14 protein-coding genes are annotated in these 15,865 nt (G+C 64.3%); 4 read left to right on the top strand and 10 right to left on the bottom strand.

Going from position 1 to position 15,865, the window contains the following annotated elements:
* Nucleotides 1–23: 23 nt before the first annotated feature.
* The 10 genes from kdpE to FQ705_RS25155 form a co-directional block, all read right to left on the bottom strand.
* Nucleotides 24–722, bottom strand: coding sequence for a two-component system response regulator KdpE (kdpE, locus tag FQ705_RS25200; RefSeq protein WP_144145630.1), 699 nt, complete (start codon nucleotides 720–722; stop codon nucleotides 24–26).
* Entirely contained in the window at nucleotides 715–3,624 is a 2,910-nt protein-coding gene (locus FQ705_RS25195) for a DUF4118 domain-containing protein (RefSeq protein ID WP_260854608.1), read from the bottom strand. The genes kdpE and FQ705_RS25195 overlap by 8 nt, the downstream gene beginning before the upstream one ends.
* A gap of 208 nt (nucleotides 3,625–3,832) precedes the next feature.
* Nucleotides 3,833–4,411, bottom strand: coding sequence for a potassium-transporting ATPase subunit KdpC (gene kdpC / locus FQ705_RS25190; protein ID WP_144145628.1), 579 nt, complete (start codon nucleotides 4,409–4,411; stop codon nucleotides 3,833–3,835).
* 30 nt (nucleotides 4,412–4,441) lie between these two features.
* Nucleotides 4,442–6,526 carry a potassium-transporting ATPase subunit KdpB gene (kdpB, locus tag FQ705_RS25185; RefSeq protein ID WP_144145627.1) on the bottom strand — a complete coding sequence of 695 codons (2,085 nt, stop codon included), beginning with the start codon at nucleotides 6,524–6,526 and terminating at the stop codon, nucleotides 4,442–4,444.
* Nucleotides 6,527–6,594: 68 nt separating this feature from the next.
* Complete coding sequence (kdpA, locus tag FQ705_RS25180; protein WP_144145625.1) at nucleotides 6,595–8,400, bottom strand: potassium-transporting ATPase subunit KdpA; 1,806 nt, start codon at nucleotides 8,398–8,400, stop codon at nucleotides 6,595–6,597.
* Entirely contained in the window at nucleotides 8,397–8,489 is a 93-nt protein-coding gene (kdpF, locus tag FQ705_RS25175) for a K(+)-transporting ATPase subunit F (protein WP_007583461.1), read from the bottom strand. The genes kdpA and kdpF overlap by 4 nt, the downstream gene beginning before the upstream one ends.
* On the bottom strand, nucleotides 8,486–8,599 hold the full coding sequence (locus tag FQ705_RS25170; RefSeq protein ID WP_144145623.1) for a potassium ABC transporter ATPase: 114 nt from the start codon (nucleotides 8,597–8,599) through the stop codon (nucleotides 8,486–8,488). Before FQ705_RS25170 ends, kdpF begins: the two co-directional genes overlap by 4 nt.
* Before the next feature lie 195 nt (nucleotides 8,600–8,794).
* Complete coding sequence (locus FQ705_RS25165; RefSeq protein WP_144145621.1) at nucleotides 8,795–9,769, bottom strand: quinone oxidoreductase family protein; 975 nt, start codon at nucleotides 9,767–9,769, stop codon at nucleotides 8,795–8,797.
* Nucleotides 9,770–9,819: 50 nt separating this feature from the next.
* Nucleotides 9,820–10,209 carry a methylglyoxal synthase gene (locus FQ705_RS25160; protein ID WP_144145619.1) on the bottom strand — a complete coding sequence of 130 codons (390 nt, stop codon included), beginning with the start codon at nucleotides 10,207–10,209 and terminating at the stop codon, nucleotides 9,820–9,822.
* A 58-nt stretch (nucleotides 10,210–10,267) separates the two neighbouring features.
* The gene (locus FQ705_RS25155) at nucleotides 10,268–11,047 is read right to left on the bottom strand and encodes an SDR family oxidoreductase (RefSeq protein ID WP_144145617.1); all 780 of its coding nucleotides are present in this window, start codon (nucleotides 11,045–11,047) and stop codon (nucleotides 10,268–10,270) included.
* A gap of 308 nt (nucleotides 11,048–11,355) precedes the next feature.
* Here FQ705_RS25155 and upp point away from each other — a divergent pair, with 308 nt between their 5' ends.
* From upp to hemF, 4 genes are all read left to right on the top strand, one after another.
* Nucleotides 11,356–12,006 (top strand): uracil phosphoribosyltransferase, encoded by a 651-nt coding sequence (gene upp, locus FQ705_RS25150; RefSeq protein ID WP_012432337.1) that lies wholly within the window; start codon nucleotides 11,356–11,358, stop codon nucleotides 12,004–12,006.
* A gap of 432 nt (nucleotides 12,007–12,438) precedes the next feature.
* On the top strand, nucleotides 12,439–13,167 hold the full coding sequence (locus tag FQ705_RS25145) for a YebC/PmpR family DNA-binding transcriptional regulator (protein ID WP_144145615.1): 729 nt from the start codon (nucleotides 12,439–12,441) through the stop codon (nucleotides 13,165–13,167).
* 167 nt (nucleotides 13,168–13,334) lie between these two features.
* Nucleotides 13,335–14,633: a phosphoribosylamine--glycine ligase gene (purD, locus tag FQ705_RS25140; protein WP_144145612.1), complete on the top strand. Its 1,299-nt coding sequence runs from the start codon at nucleotides 13,335–13,337 to the stop codon at nucleotides 14,631–14,633.
* Nucleotides 14,634–14,930: 297 nt separating this feature from the next.
* Nucleotides 14,931–15,854: an oxygen-dependent coproporphyrinogen oxidase gene (gene hemF, locus FQ705_RS25135; RefSeq protein WP_144145607.1), complete on the top strand. Its 924-nt coding sequence runs from the start codon at nucleotides 14,931–14,933 to the stop codon at nucleotides 15,852–15,854.
* Nucleotides 15,855–15,865: the final 11 nt, after the last annotated feature.

The raw sequence follows: 15,865 nt of genomic DNA, 5'->3' as shown, positions 1-15,865 counted from the left end.
GCATCTAGCGGGTCGGCAGCGACTCAGGTCACCCCAACCAACCGGTATCCGACACCCGTTTCCGTGATGATGTGCTCCGGCTGCGCCGGATCGCGCTCGAGTTTGCCGCGCAGATGCGCCATATAGATGCGCAGATAGTGATGGCTCTCGACGTGCGATGGCCCCCACACATCGCGCAGCAACTGCCGATGCGTCAGCACGCGGCCGGCATGGCGCACCAGCGTGGCGAGCAACCGGTATTCGATCGGCGTCAGATGGACGGCTGCGCCGTCGCGGGTCACCTGACGCAAGGCCAGATCGACCATCACCGCGCCGAAGTGGATTTGCGGCGACTCGTTCGCGCCGCCCTGGTTGCGCCGCCGCATATGCGCCCGAATCCGCGCGAGCAGTTCCGACACGCCGAACGGCTTGGTGAGGTAATCGTCCGCGCCGGCGTCGAGGGCCGCGACTTTCTCGCTCTCCTGCGTGCGCGCCGACAACACGATCACCGGCAGTTCGCTCCAGCCGCGCAGTTCGCGGATCACGTCGAGGCCGTCGGTGTCGGGCAGGCCGAGGTCGACGATCACCAGATCCGGCTTGCGCGTCGCGGCCTCGACGAGACCCTGCTTGCCGGTTTCGGCGTCGTGCACGACGATGCCCTCGCCTTCCAGCGCGGTGCGCACGAAGCGGCGAATCTGCTTTTCGTCTTCGATCAGGACGACGGTAATGCTCGGGTCACTCATGGGTAGGCTTGGAAAGCGGTGGGTTAGACGGCAGCTTGAACGGTGCGGCAGGCGATACGTCAGGCGATGCGTCGAGCGGTGCCGCAGGCGATGAATCGTCGTCGATATCGACAGGCGGCAAGAGATCGGCGCCTTCGTCTTCGAGCGTGTCCGGCGCCTCGGGTGGCGTGTCGACCGGCAACGTGAACCAGAAGCGCGCGCCTTCCAGGCGACCGTCCGCCGCGACCCGATTGAGCGCGCCGATTGTACCGCCGTGCGCTTCGACGATCGCGCGGCAGATCGCGAGTCCGAGACCGATGCCGGGCTTGGCCGACTCTTTTTCGCCACGCGTGAATTTCTCGAACACGCGGGCTTCCATCCCGGCGGGCAGGCCCGCGCCTTGATCGTCGACGGTGACGCGCACGAACGATTTGCCGTCCGTATCCAGCCGTTGCGCGCCGATCGTCAACGGCGTGTCGGGCGCGGTGTACTTGGCCGCGTTCTCGAACAGGTTCGAAAAGAGCCGTTCCATCAGCACGGCGTCGAGATGCAGCAGCGGCAGATCGGCCGGCAGTCTGACCTGCACGGGATGCTTCGCCAGCACGCGCCGGCACGCCCGCAATGCAGCGCCGACGGTCTCCTCCAGCAATGTCCACTGCTGATTCAGTTGCAGGCTGCCGGCCTGCAAACGCGCCATATCGAGCAGATTCGTGACGATGCCGGTCATGCGCAACGCCTCCTCGTGAATCGCTTCGACGAGATCGTCGCCGGGTTGCGCCTCGGCATGCGTTTCGCGCGATTGCGCCAGCATCGACGAGAAGCCGACGATGGTCGTCAAAGGCGTGCGCAAGTCGTGTGAAATCGCGGACAGCAGCGAGTTGCGCAAACGCTCCGACTCCATGTTCACGAGCGCATCGCGCGCGATGTCGACGTAATGCACGCGTTCGAGCGCGAGCGCAATCTGCGCGGCGAACGCGTCGAGCATGCGCTGCTGTTCGGGCACGTCCAGTTCGCCGTCGTCGCGCGTCACGACGGCCAGCACGCCGCGTGTGCGCATCGGCGCCTTGAGCGGCAGATAGAGCGCTGCAGCGGCCGGCAACGTATCGGTGCCATGCCCCGCCGGCTTCTGCTGATCGTAGACCCATTGGCCGACGTCGCTATCGAGCATCTCGCCTTCGAGCGTGACCGCTGCGTCGGGGTCTTCGATCTTCTGCTTCACCTGGTCGGCGCTGTCGGGCAGCAGGATCGCGACGCGCGCGCCGAACACCTCGCTGACATGCCGGCTGCCGATCTCGACGATCTGTTCGGTGGCGAGCGCGGCGGCCAGTTCACGCGCCATCGCATACATCGCGCCGGTGCGTTGCTCGCGACGTCGCGCCACGCTCGCCTCGCGGCGCAAACTCGACGTGAGATGGCTGATCACGAGCGAGGTGAGCAGCATGCCAAAGAAGGTCAGCAAGTACTGCGTGTCAGATACCGACAACGACATACGCGGCGGCACGAAGAAGAAATCGAAGGCGGCCACGCTCAGAAACGACAACACGACGCCTGGCCCGCGTCCGAGTTTCACCGCGGCGAAAATCACGCCGAGCAGATACAGCATCACGAGGTTGGTCAGATCGATGTGGTCGATCAACTGACTCGCCAGCAACGTGATGCCCGCGCAAATCGCCAGTGCGAAACCATAAGCGCGCGGCGGCGAGCGGCGTTCGCGCGCCGCGCTCAGTGCCTCGCGCCACGCATTCGCGGTCGTGTTCAACAGATGCCGATGCTCACCGCCATCGCGCTCGGACGAAGCGCGAATCAGCGTGAGATCGAGCTCGCCCGCCTTCTCGGCGATGCGATCGCCCAGCGGCCGGCGCCACCAGCGTTGCAGCCCCGTGCGCGCCGACGCGCCCGCCACCAGCTTCGAGACGTTGCGCGCCTGCGCGTAGCCGATCAACGCGACGAGCGCATCGGCGCCCGCGAGCGTGGCGGTTTCCGCGCCGAGTTCGGCGGCCAGTTTCAGCGCATTGAGCGTGCGTTCACGGCGCGCGTCGGGTAGGCGCTGCAACGCGGGTGTCTCCACATAGACGGCGATCCAGTCGGCCTTCAGACTCGCAGCGAGTCGCGCCGCCGCGCGCACCAGCATCGGCGCTTCCGGGCCGGGACCGACGCACACCAATAAGCGTTCGCGCGCCTGCCAGATACGTTCGATGGAACGATCGGCGCGATATTCACGCATCTGTGCATCGACACGATCGGCGGTGCGGCGCAGCGCCAGTTCGCGCAGCGCGATCAGGTTGCCCTTGCGAAAGAAGTTGCGCACCGCGCGTTCGGCCTGCTGCGGCAAATACACCTTGCCGTCGCGCATCCGGTCGAGCAATTCTTCGGCGGGCAAGTCGACCAGCGTCACTTCGTCGGCGCGGTCGAATACGCGGTCGGGCACCGTCTCCCAGACACGAATGCCGGTGATCTGGCCGACTATGTCGTTCAGGCTCTCGAGATGCTGAACGTTGACCGTGGTGTAGACGTCGATGCCCGCATCGAGCAGTTCGTAGACGTCCTGCCAGCGCTTCAGATGGCGCGCGCCCTGCACGTTCGAATGCGCGAGTTCGTCGACCAGAATCAGTTGAGGTTTGCGGACGAGTGCGGCGTCGAGATCGAACTCGCCGAGCTTGCGGCCGCGATACTCGATAGGCTGCAGCGGCAGCACGTCGAGCCCTTCGAGCAGCGCGGCGGTTTCGCTGCGCCCGTGCGTTTCGGCGATGCCGACCACCACGTCCGTGCCCTCGTCGTAACGACGACGCGCGGCCTGCAACATCGCATAAGTCTTGCCGACGCCCGCCGACGCGCCGAAGAAAACCTTCAGCCTGCCGCGTTGACGCTTTTCTTCGTCACGTTGCAGTTTGTCGAGCAGTTCATCTGGATCAGGGCGGTTCATGCTCAATCGTTTTCGTAGTTAGGCGAGCGACAGTGTGTGCATGGTGGCACGGCGGCGGCCAGGCCGCAAATGGCGTGGCAACCCGCTGAACTGTATCGACGCCCGGCCTATCGACGCCCGGCCTATCGATGCCCGGCGCAACAGTACAACGCCAAAAAGGCAAAGACGGCGTCACCCGGACGCCGCCCTCTTCCGGCTACCTGAGCGCTTAGCCCTGTTTCATCTGGTCGAGCGCCAGGTTCAGTTGCAGCACGTTGACGCGCGCCTCACCCAGTACGCCGAACTGACGGCCACTCGTATAACGATCGACGAGCGCCTGTACGTCGTTAGCCGAGAGTTTGCGCGCTTTCGCCACCCGCTCGATCTGATACGCAGCCGCCGCCGGGCTGATCTCAGGATCGAGACCGCTGCCCGAGGACGTCACCAGATCGACCGGCACCGGCTTCGACATATCGGTGCCCGCCGCCTTCAACGCGTCGATACGGCCTTTGACTTCGTCGAGCAGCGCCGGGTTGGTCGGCCCGAGATTCGAACCGCTCGAACCGGTGGCGTTATACGGCATCGGACTGGTGGCCGACAGACGTCCCCAGAAATACTGCGGCGCGTCGAACTGCTGGCCGATCAGCTTCGAGCCGACCACCTTGCCGTTCTGCTCGAGCATGCTGCCATTGGCCTGATCGTGGAACGCGGCCTGGCCGACAGCGGTCATCACCGCGGGATAGGCGAGTCCGGTGACGGCGGCGAGCACTACGAAGATCACGATCAACGGACGGAACAGATTTTTCATGACTGGCAATTCCTTTTAACAGACCGCTTCTCAAACCCAGCCGAACGCGGCCAGCACCATATCGATCAGCTTGATGCCGATGAACGGCACGATGATCCCGCCCAAGCCGTAAATCAGCAGATTGCGGCGCAGCAGGATCGCCGCGCCCAGCGCGCGATAACGCACGCCCTTGAGCGCCAGCGGAATCAGCAGCACGATGATCAGCGCATTGAAGATCACCGCCGACATGATCGCCGAGGCCGGTGTGGCCAGATGCATCACGTTCAGCGCATTGAGCGCCGGATAGGTCGTGGCGAATGCGGCCGGAATGATCGCGAAGTACTTGGCAACGTCGTTGGCAATCGAGAAGGTGGTGAGCGAGCCGCGCGTCATCAGCATCTGCTTGCCGATTTCGACGATCTCGATCAGCTTGGTCGGATTCGAATCGAGGTCGACCATGTTGCCCGCTTCTTTCGCGGCCTGCGTGCCGGTGTTCATCGCCACCGCGACGTCGGCTTGCGCAAGCGCCGGGGCGTCGTTGGTGCCGTCGCCGGTCATCGCCACCAGACGGCCTTCGGCCTGGTGCGCGCGGATCGTGGCGAGTTTCGCTTCCGGCGTGGCTTCGGCGAGGAAATCGTCGACGCCCGCTTCAGCGGCGATCGCCGCGGCGGTCAGCCGGTTGTCGCCGGTCACCATGATGGTCTTGATGCCCATCTTGCGCAGTTCGGCGAAGCGCTCCTTGATGCCGCCCTTCACCACGTCCTTCAACTCGATCACGCCGAGTACGCGTGCGCCCTGCTCGCCTTTCTCGGCGACCACCAGCGGCGTGCTGCCGCGTCGTGCGACTTCGGCCACGGCGTTGCTGACTTCGTTCGGGAAACGGCCACCGTTGGCTTCGACGTAGTTCTTGACTGCGTCGGCCGCGCCCTTGCGAATTTCACGGCCGGGCAGATCGACACCGCTCATCCGCGTCTGCGCAGTGAAGGCGAGAAACACGGCCTGTAGCGAAGCCATGTCGCGCTGACGGATGTTGAAACGTTGCTTCGCCAGCACGACGATGCTGCGGCCTTCCGGCGTTTCGTCGGCGAGCGACGACAGTTGCGCGGCATCCGCGAGCGCTTCTTCAGTGAGACCCGGCGCCGGTACGAATTGCGAAGCCTGACGATTGCCGAGCGTGATCGTGCCGGTCTTGTCGAGCAACAACACGTCGACGTCGCCGGCGGCTTCCACCGCGCGGCCCGAGGTGGCGATCACGTTGGCCTGCATCATCCGGCTCATGCCGGCGACGCCGATGGCGGACAACAAGCCGCCGATGGTGGTTGGAATCAGGCACACCAGCAGCGCGACCAGCGCGGTAATCGTCACCACGTGACCCGCTTTGGCGGCGTCGACCGAGAACATCGAGAACGGCAGCAGTGTCGCGGTGGCGAGCAGCATCACGATCGTCAACGCGACCAGCAGAATCGTCAACGCGATTTCGTTCGGCGTCTTCTGACGCTTCGCACCTTCGACCATCGCGATCATGCGGTCGAGGAACGCTTCGCCCGGATTGGCCGTCACTCGCACGACGATCCAGTCCGACAGCACCCGCGTGCCGCCCGTCACCGATGAAAAGTCGCCGCCCGACTCGCGGATCACCGGCGCGGATTCGCCCGTGATCGCCGATTCGTCCACCGACGCGACACCGTCGATCACTTCGCCGTCGGCCGGAATCACGTCGCCGGTTTCGACCAGCACGACGTCACCCTTGCGCAGATCCGACGCCGTCAGAATACGGATCGGCGACTTCGGATGCGGCTCGTTGAGCTTCTTGGCCATCACGTCTTTCTTCGCGCTGCGCAGCGACGCCGCCTGGGCCTTGGAGCGGCCTTCGGCGAGCGCTTCCGCGAAGTTCGCGAACAGCACCGTGAACCACAGCCACAAGGTGACCGCGAGAATGAAACCCGCCGGCGCCTCGGCCTGGCCGCCGAGCGCGGCGATCCAGAGGATGGTGGTGAGAATACTGCCGACATACACGCAGAACATCACCGGATTGCGGAACTGCGTGCGCGGCGTGAGCTTCCTGAAGGAGTCCACGATCGCCGGGCGCAGCAGCGCCGGATCGAACATGGACCTCGTTGCATTATGTTCAGTCATTGAATCCTCGAATTTCCCGTTTGCGCCTGTTCAATCGTTGGTTCGCCATGTCATCCCGATGAGGTCGCTCAATGCGCGCCCATCATCATCAGATGCTCGACACCAGGACCGAGCGCGAGCGCCGGCACATAAGTCAGCGCACCCACCAGAAGCACCGTGCCGAGCAGCAGCACGACGAACAGCGGGCCATGCGTGGGCAGCGTGCCGCCCGTCACGCCGATGCGCTTTTTCGCGGCCAGCGAACCGGCAATCGCGAGCACCGGAACGATCGTGCCGAAGCGGCCGAACCACATGGCGATCGCCGTGAGCCAGTTGTAGAACGGCGTGCTCACCGTGAGGCCGGCGAACGCGCTGCCGTTGTTGTTGGCGGCCGAGCTGAACGCGTAGAGGATTTCGGAGAAGCCGTGCGCACCAGGGTTGGCGATGCCCGCCTTGCCCGCATCGGTGAGCACCGCGATCGAGGTGCCGACCAGCACCAGCAGCGGCGTGAGCAGTACGACGATCGACACCATCTTCATCTCGTACGCTTCGATTTTCTTGCCGACGTATTCCGGCGTGCGGCCGATCATCAGGCCTGCGACGAACACCGCCAGCAGAGCGAACACGAGCATCCCGTACATACCGGAACCCACGCCGCCGAAGATCACTTCGCCGAGTTGCATCAACAGCATCGGATAGAGGCCGCCGATCGGCGTGAGCGAGTCGTGCGTATTGGCGACCGCGCCGCACGATGCCGCTGTCGTCGCGACCGTGAAAATGCCCGACTGCGCGATACCGAAGCGCGTTTCCTTGCCTTCCGTATTGCCGCCCGATTGCAACGCGGTGGCCGACTGATCGACGTGCAAGGCGGTAATCGCCGGATTGCCGCTCTGCTCCGCGCTGATTTCGCCGAACACGCAGACAGCGAACGCGATCGTCATCGCCGCGAGCACGGCCACGCCCTGCTTGCGGTCCGAGATCATGCGACCGAACACCAGCGCAAGCGCCGCCGGAATCACCAGGATCGAGAAGATCTGCAGGAAGTTCGAGAACGGCGTCGGGTTTTCATACGGATGCGCCGAGTTGCCGTTAAAGAAGCCGCCACCGTTCGTGCCGAGCATCTTGATCGCTTCCTGCGACGCCACCGGACCCATCGCGAGGGTTTGCGTCTTCACCGGCGTATCGACCGTGACAGGATTGCCCTTCGCGTCCTTCACCGGATTGCCTTGTGCGTCGAGCTTCGGCGCGGCGTAGGTGGTGGTTTGCAGCGTCGGTACGTCCTGATAGGCCTTGAAGTTCTGGATCACGCCCTGGCTCATCAGCAGTGCCGCGATGATCGCCGACATCGGCAGCAGCACGTAGAGCGTCACGCGCGTCAGATCGACCCAGAAGTTGCCGATGGTTTGCACGGTGTGACGCGCGAAGCCGCGAATCAGCGCGATCACCACCACGATGCCGGTCGCTGCGGAGAAGAAGTTTTGCACGGTAAGGCCGAGCATCTGCGTCAGATAGCCGACGGTCTGCTCAGGCGTGTAATCCTGCCAGTTCGTGTTGGTGACGAAGCTGATCGCCGTGTTGAAGGCGCCGTCGACCGTCATCGGGCCGAACTGCTGCGGATTGCCCGGCAGCCACTGTTGCACGCGCAACAGCCCGTACAGGAACAGCGCGCCAAGCGCATTGAATGCAATCGTGGCGATCGCGTAGTGCTTCCAGCTCATTTCCGTCGATGGATCGACACCCGCAATGCGATAAAGCAATCGCTCGATCGGGCCGCCGAAGCGCACCACGCGCGAGCTGCCGTCCATCACATTGCTCAGATAACGCGACATCGGCACCGCGGCTGCGAGCAGCACGACGATGAAGAGGCCCGCTTGCAGGACATTGTTCGAGTTCATTCAATGTCCTCCGCGCGCAACAGCGCATAGACCAGATAGGCAAACAGCAGCGCGGTCGCCGCGCCGGACAACCAGAGAATCCAGTTCATGACCGCGCTCCCTGCCCACGACGAAACTGCATCAACTTCTCGCAGCCGGTAATCAATGCAAAGGTCAGCGCGAAAAACAGCACCATTCCCCCGACATACAGCACATCCATTTTTGTTCTCCATTCACGGACTTTGGATAGGTGCAACGTTATGCCGATGCGCGTAAAGGCCTGGTCAAAGCTGGCGACGTACGTATAAAAATCGCGTAAACGGACAAGGCCGCTGCATGGTGAAATGCAGCGGCCCTGGATTGGTCGGCGTGGCACCGCATGCAGAGGGCATGCGGCTCGAACTGCGCGGCTTGCTTAGGGCAACAGGATCGTCGAGCCGGTTGTGCGGCGGGCTTCGAGGTCCGCATGTGCTTTGCCGACATCGGCCAGCGCGTAACGCTGATTGATGCTCGTCTTGACCTTGCCCGACACCAGCACGTCGAACAGTTCGGTTGACATGGCTTCGTAATCGCTGCGCTTGCCGATATACGTAAACAACGTGGGACGCGTAAAGAACAGCGAACCGCGTCCGGCGAACTCCGATGAATCGATCGGCGGCAGCGGTCCCGACGCATTGCCGAAGCTCACGAACATGCCGAGCGGCGCGAGACAATCGAGCGAAGCGGTAAACGTGTCCTTGCCGATCGAGTCGTACACCACCGGCACGCCTGCGCCGTTGGTGATTTCACGCACGCGCTTCGTAAAATTCTCACGCGTGTAGACGATGGCGTGATCGCAGCCGTGCGCTTTGGCGATTTCCGCTTTTTCGTCCGAGCCGACCGTGCCGATCACCGTCGCGCCGAGCGCCTTGGCCCACTGGCAGACGAGCAAACCGACGCCACCCGCCGCGGCCTGAATCAGGATCGTGTCGCCGGCCTTCACCGGATACGTGCGGCGCAGGAGATATTGCGCGGTGAGGCCTTGCAACATTACCGAGGCGGCGTCTTCGTCGCTCACGCCGTCCGGCACCTTGACCGCTTGCACGGCGGGCAGCACGCGCTCCTGCGTGTAAGCGCCGGGCGGGCGCGCCACGTAGGCGACGCGATCGCCCACCTTGAAATCCGTCACGCCGGGGCCGACCGCGTTCACTTCACCGGCGGCTTCCATGCCGAGTCCGCCCGGCAGCGGCAACGGGTACAACCCCGTGCGGAAATAGACGTCGATGTAATTCAGGCCGACCGCCGTCTGCCGGATGCGGATCTCTCCCGCGCCCGGTTCGCCGACTTCGACGTCGACCCACTTCATCACTTCCGGACCGCCGGCTTTATCGAATCGGATCGCTTTGACCATCATGTCTCCTTGGTGGGTTGTGCAGTTTGAGCGCGCCGCGAGCGGGCGTTTCAGACCTGTTGCGTGAGACGCATCGTCAGTACGTCGAGAATCATGCGCGCGGTGGAGATATTGGTCGCGCACGGAATGTTGTGCACGTCGCAGGCTCGCACCAGCGCGTTGATATCGGGTTCGTGCGGCTGCGGCGTCATCGGGTCGCGCAGGAAGATCACCATGTCCACTCGTCCTTCGGCGAGTTGCGCACCGATCTGCAGGTCGCCGCCGTGCGGGCCGGACAGCATCCGCTCCACTTTCAGACCATGCGTTTCGCTGATGCGCCCGCCGGTCGTGCCGGTCGCCACGATGTCGCAACGCCGCAGTGTGTCGACGTATTCGCCGGACAGTTTGACGATGTCGTCTTTTTTATGATCGTGCGCGATGAGCGCGATGCGGGTGGTCATGACGTAAGACTCCTGAAACCGTTGTGATTGTGATTGTTGTAATGGCCAAGCGGCCGCCTCAGAACGTGCCCGGATAGGCGCCGCCGTCGATCAGCCAGTTCTGTCCGGTGATGTAGCCGGCATGCACGCTGCACAGGAACGCGCAGGCGCGGCCGAATTCGTCGCGCGTGCCGAAGCGGCCGGCGGGAATGGTCTTCATGCGCTGCTGGCGGGCTTCGTCGACGGAAATGTTTTGCCCCTTGGCTTGCGCCTCGAAGGTGACGGCGATGCGGTCGGTGTCGAACAGGCCCGGCAACAGATTGTTGATCGTCACGCCGGTGGGCGCCACCTTGCGCGCCAGTCCCGCGACGAAGCCGGTCAGCCCCGAGCGCGCGCCGTTGGAAAGACCCAGCACGTCGATCGGCGCCTTCACCGCGGAACTCGTGATGTTGACGATGCGGCCATAGCCGCGCGCGCTCATCGTGTCGAGGGTCGCCTTGATCAGTTCGATCGGCGTGAGCATGTTGCTTTCCAGCGCGCGGATCCAGTCTTCGTGCGTGAAGTTGCGGAAGTCGCCCGGCGGCGGGCCGCCCGCGTTGTTGACCAGAATGTCCGGTTGCGGACAGGCGGCGAGCGCGGCGGCGCGGCCTTCAGGCGTAGTGATGTCGCAAGCCACCGTCTTCACTTCGACGCCGCTTTGCTTGCGGATCCCAGCCGCGGTGGCCTCCAGCGTCTCGGCGGTGCGCGCGACGATCGTCAGATTGACGCCCTCGGCGGCGAGCGCTTCCGCGCAACCGCGTCCCAGGCCCTTGCTGGCCGCGCAGACCAGCGCGGTGCGTCCGGCGATTCCCATGTCCATGTGTGTTCTCCTTGTGAAGTCGTGCCCGCGCCCGTGAGAAAACGCCGGGCCCCCAAAGTTCGCGCCCGGCTGCGGGCGCGTGGAAGCCTTGGCCTGCAGCGGCAGGGTCGGTGGCCCTTTCTGCGGGCGAAGTTTCTCCGATTCTAGAAGAATCGGTGCCGGACTGTGCCGGGCCGCTTCAATCTCCGGTATCGCCGGGCGGCACTCTTTCGGTAAACTTGCGGCGTGGTGCGTTCGCCTGTTTGCCGGTTTGCCGGTGCGAGCGGCGCGCCGAACCGATCCCTCTAGCCGCCGCTTGCGCCCCCGCCATGACTCAGGACAGCCGTTTTCCGAATCTTTTCATCCTCGATCACCCGCTGATCCAGCACAAGCTGTCGCATATGCGTGACCGGGACACCTCGACTCGCACGTTCCGCGAACTGCTGCGTGAAATCACGCTGCTGATGGGCTACGAGATCACCCGCAATCTGCCGATGACCACCCGCCGCCTCACTACGCCGCTCGTCGAGATCGACGCGCCGGTGATCGCCGGCAAGAAGCTGGCGATCGTGCCGGTGCTGCGCGCCGGCATCGGCATGTCGGACGGGCTGCTGGAACTGGTGCCGTCGGCGCGGGTCGGGCACATCGGCGTGTATCGCGCCGAGGATCATCGCCCGGTCGAATATCTGGTTCGGCTGCCGGATCTGGAAGACCGCGTATTCATTCTGTGCGATCCGATGGTCGCGACCGGCTACTCGGCCGTGCACGCCGTGGACGTACTCAAGCGGCGCAACGTGGCCGGCGAAAACATCATGTTCCTCGCGCTGGTGGCCGCGCCGGAAGGCGTGCAGGTGTTCCAGGACGCCCATCCTGACGTCAAGCTTTACGTAGCTTCGCTCGATTCGCATCTGAACGAGCACGCGTACATCGTGCCGGGTCTCGGCGACGCGGGCGACCGGTTGTTTGGGACGAAAAACTGATCGCGAAGTGAAAATTGGGCGCCGCGGCGGGTGGTAAAGGCCGTCGCCGCGCAGTTTCCGGCTACTCGCCCCCCTGCCGCCCCTCTTCCCCGTGATAAAATTCGAATCCGCTCAAAGAGCGGTTCAAGCTGCACCCGCGCCGCGCGCAGCGCGTCTTCATGCGGGGCCGATCCGGCCGGCGCCAGGTTCGCCGGCGCAAGCCGCCCCGCCGCACCGCGCTGTCGCGCGCCGGTCCTGCTAGCCGGGGCCAGGCGGGCGCAGGCAGCCTGAAGCGGCTTGGAAACGGGCAGCCACCGGACGATCGCCGGGCAGCCTCACCCCAGACAGTTAGACATCGAGGCGCGCAATCGCGGTCACACGCGCAAGCGCCCGACATCGCAACGACAATTGCACAATGCGTGCGCCCCACTGGCGCGCGCGACGGAGAAAGGTATGGCGGGTCATTCGAAATGGGCCAACATCAAGCATAAGAAAGCAGCGGCCGACGCCAAGCGTGGCAAGGTCTGGACGCGGCTCATCAAGGAAATTCAGGTCGCGGCGCGCATGGGCGGCGGCGACATCGACTCGAACCCGCGTTTGCGGCTCGCGGTCGAAAAGTCGTACGACGCCAACATGCCGAAAGATAACGTCAACCGCGCGATCCAGCGTGGCGTGGGCGGCGTCGACGGCGCAAGCTACGAAGAAATCCGCTACGAAGGCTATGGCATCGGCGGCGCGGCAGTGATCGTCGACACCATGACCGACAATCGCACCCGTACGGTGGCGGATGTGCGTCACGCGTTCTCGAAGAACGGCGGCAACATGGGCACGGACGGCTCGGTGTCGTTCATGTTCGATCACGTCGGCCAGTTCCTGTTTGCGCCCGGCACGGCGGAAGACAAGCTGATGGAAGCCGCGCTCGAAGCCGGCGCCGACGACGTCGTCACGAACGAAGACGGCAGTATCGAAGTGCTGTGCCCGCCGCACGATTTCCCGAAGGTGAAGAGCGCGCTCGAAGCTGCCGGTTTCAAGGCCGAGTTGGCCGAAGTCACGATGAAACCTCAGACGGAAGTCGAGTTCACCGGCGACGACGCGCTGAAAATGCAGAAGCTGCTCGACGCGCTGGAAAATCTGGACGACGTACAGGAAGTCTATACAAACGCCGCGATCGCCGACGAGTGAGCGTGCCCCGGCGGCGCGCGGCCAAGCGTCAGCAGGTTCCCAGCGAACCTCACGCCGCCCCGCCCCGCCGGCTGGCCCTCGCGTTGTGCTTGAACGGGCGGACGGTTTTTCCACGGCTCCTGCACGCTGCATGAGCCGTTTATGGTTTTTAAGTCTCGGGGATTCACATGAAGTTACTCGTCGTCGGTTCCGGCGGTCGCGAACATGCGCTCGCATGGAAGCTCGCGCAATCGCCACGGGTTCAGCTCGTCTATGTTGCTCCCGGCAACGGCGGCACCGCCCAGGACGAGCGTCTGCGTAACGTCGACATCACCGAGCCGGCCGCGCTCGCTGATTTCGTCGAGAAAGAACAGATCGCCTTCACGCTGGTCGGGCCGGAAACGCCGTTGGCGGCGGGCATCGTCAATCTGTTCCGCTCGCGCGGTCTGAAGATTTTCGGGCCGACCAAAGAGGCCGCCCAGCTCGAAAGCTCGAAGGACTTCGCCAAGGCCTTCATGAAGCGCCACGCGATCCCGACCGCCGAATACGAAACCTTCGCCGACGTCGCCGCCGCGCATGCGTATCTGGACGCCAAAGGCGCGCCGATCGTCATCAAGGCCGACGGCCTGGCTGCCGGCAAGGGCGTGGTGGTCGCGCAAACGCTGGAAGAAGCGCACGCAGCGGTCGACGCGATGCTGTCGGACAACAAGCTGGGCGATGCCGGCGCGCGCGTCGTGATCGAGGAATTCCTCGCCGGCGAAGAAGCGAGCTTCATCGTGATGGTCGACGGCAAGCATGTGCTGCCGCTCGCGTCGAGCCAGGACCACAAGCGTCTGCTCGACGCCGACCAGGGCCCGAACACCGGCGGCATGGGCGCTTACTCGCCCGCACCGATCGTCACGCCGCAACTGCATGCCCGCGTGATGCGCGAAATCATTCTGCCGACCGTGCGCGGCATGGAGAAGGAAGGCATCCGCTTCACCGGCTTCCTGTACGCGGGTCTGATGATCGACGCGCAAGGCAATCCGAAAACGCTCGAATTCAACTGCCGCATGGGCGACCCGGAAACGCAGCCGATCATGGCGCGTCTGAAGGGCGACTTTTCGAAGGTGGTCGAGCAGGCGATTGCCGGCACGCTGGATACGGTCGAGCTGGAATGGGACCGCCGTACCGCGCTGGGCGTCGTGCTCGCCGCGCACAACTATCCGGATACGCCGCGTAAAGGCGATCGCATCAACGGCATTCCCGCTGAAACCGTCGATTCGGTCACGTTCCACGCCGGCACCACGCTCGCGGATGGCAAGCTGACCACGTCGGGCGGTCGTGTGCTGTGTGTCGTGGGCCTGGCGGATTCGGTGCGCAGCGCCCAGTCGGTCGCCTACGAAACGATCAATCAGATCGCATTCGACGGCATGCAGTATCGCCGCGACATCGGCTATCGCGCGTTGAACCGCAAGCACGACACCAAGGCCGACGGCAAGCACTGAGCCCGCCTTACCCGCCCGCGTGCGGCGCCAACAGCGCTACACTGCGGGTTTTCGCGCCGGGTTCGGGCCGATCCGGCGCCGGCGTCTGTCTCGCGAGCCGATCCGATCCGATCCGCCACGGCACGGGCTCACGCCCTGTAAGACTCTGCACCTTGCCTTGGCCAGTTGGTCTTGCCCGGCGGCGCAACAAGCCGTCATGCCGCGTTTTCGCAGGGCTCACCCTGACGAAAACCCGGCCTTCGCCCTTCACGACAAACCTGCGGTACGACGAGCGTGCCGCCCTCAGCATCTGCATTCATGACCGATTCGAGCTACGACGTACAGGCTGTACGCGGCTGGCTGCAAGGCCTGCAAACGCAGATCGCGGACACGCTGGGCGCGTTCGACGGCACGCCGTTCGCCACCGACGCGTGGCAGCGCGCCCCCGGCGAAAAACTGCGTGGCGGCGGCTGCACGCGGATTCTGGAAGGCGGCAACTTCTTCGAGCGCGCGGGCATCGGTTTCTCGGACGTCGCGGGCGATGCGCTGCCGGGTTCGGCGAGCGCGGCACGTCCGCAACTGGCCGGGCGTGGTTTCGAAGCAATGGGCGTGTCGCTCGTGCTGCACCCGCACAATCCGCACTGCCCGACCGTGCATATGAACGTGCGCCTGCTGATCGCCACCAAGGCCGGCGAAGAGCCGGTGTTCTGGTTCGGCGGCGGCATGGATCTGACGCCGTATTATGGCTACGAGGAAGACGCGCAGCATTTCCATCGCACTTGCCGCGACGCCCTGCAGCCCTACGGCGCGGACCTCTACCCGAGTTTCAAGCGCTGGTGCGACGAGTATTTCTTCCTCAAGCACCGCAACGAACCACGCGGCATCGGCGGGATTTTCTTCGACGATTTTTCGGCGCCCGGCTTCGATCAATCGTTCGCGATGATGAAGAGCGTCGGCGACGGATTCCTCAAAGCGTATCTGCCGATCATCGAAAAGCGCCGCAACATTCCGTACGGTGAAGCCGAGCGTGATTTCCAGGCCTACCGGCGCGGGCGCTACGTCGAGTTCAATCTGGTCTTCGACCGTGGCACACTGTTTGGGCTGCAAAGCGGCGGACGCACGGAGTCGATCCTGATGTCCATGCCGCCTGTGGTGAACTGGCGCTACAACTGGCAGCCCGAACCGGGCACGCCGGAAGCGCGTCTTTACAGCGATTTTCTCGTGCCGCGCGAGTGGGTGTGAGGGGCGCCTCG

Origin of the sequence: Paraburkholderia sp. BCC1884, from assembly GCF_900996225.1 — a bacterium.
Classification (GTDB): Bacteria; Pseudomonadota; Gammaproteobacteria; order Burkholderiales; family Burkholderiaceae; genus Paraburkholderia.
The sequence above is the reverse complement of the archived record's forward strand: the minus strand, read 5'-3'. Positions and strand labels throughout refer to the sequence as shown.

Bases quoted from the DNA above. Each gene is read 5' to 3' on its own strand.
- kdpC (WP_144145628.1), bottom strand. From the start codon at position 4,411: ATGAAAAATCTGTTCCGTCCGTTGATCGTGATCTTCGTAGTGCTCGCC.
- FQ705_RS25155 (WP_144145617.1), bottom strand. From the start codon at position 11,047: ATGGACATGGGAATCGCCGGACGCACCGCGCTGGTCTGCGCGGCCAGC.
- hemF (WP_144145607.1), top strand. From the start codon at position 14,931: ATGACCGATTCGAGCTACGACGTACAGGCTGTACGCGGCTGGCTGCAA.
- purD (WP_144145612.1), top strand. From the start codon at position 13,335: ATGAAGTTACTCGTCGTCGGTTCCGGCGGTCGCGAACATGCGCTCGCA.
- FQ705_RS25145 (WP_144145615.1), top strand. From the start codon at position 12,439: ATGGCGGGTCATTCGAAATGGGCCAACATCAAGCATAAGAAAGCAGCG.
- kdpA (WP_144145625.1), bottom strand. From the start codon at position 8,400: ATGAACTCGAACAATGTCCTGCAAGCGGGCCTCTTCATCGTCGTGCTG.
- FQ705_RS25165 (WP_144145621.1), bottom strand. From the start codon at position 9,769: ATGGTCAAAGCGATCCGATTCGATAAAGCCGGCGGTCCGGAAGTGATG.
- FQ705_RS25170 (WP_144145623.1), bottom strand. From the start codon at position 8,599: ATGGATGTGCTGTATGTCGGGGGAATGGTGCTGTTTTTCGCGCTGACC.
- upp (WP_012432337.1), top strand. From the start codon at position 11,356: ATGACTCAGGACAGCCGTTTTCCGAATCTTTTCATCCTCGATCACCCG.
- kdpF (WP_007583461.1), bottom strand. From the start codon at position 8,489: ATGAACTGGATTCTCTGGTTGTCCGGCGCGGCGACCGCGCTGCTGTTT.
- kdpB (WP_144145627.1), bottom strand. From the start codon at position 6,526: ATGACTGAACATAATGCAACGAGGTCCATGTTCGATCCGGCGCTGCTG.
- FQ705_RS25195 (WP_260854608.1), bottom strand. From the start codon at position 3,624: ATGAACCGCCCTGATCCAGATGAACTGCTCGACAAACTGCAACGTGAC.
- kdpE (WP_144145630.1), bottom strand. From the start codon at position 722: ATGAGTGACCCGAGCATTACCGTCGTCCTGATCGAAGACGAAAAGCAG.
- FQ705_RS25160 (WP_144145619.1), bottom strand. From the start codon at position 10,209: ATGACCACCCGCATCGCGCTCATCGCGCACGATCATAAAAAAGACGAC.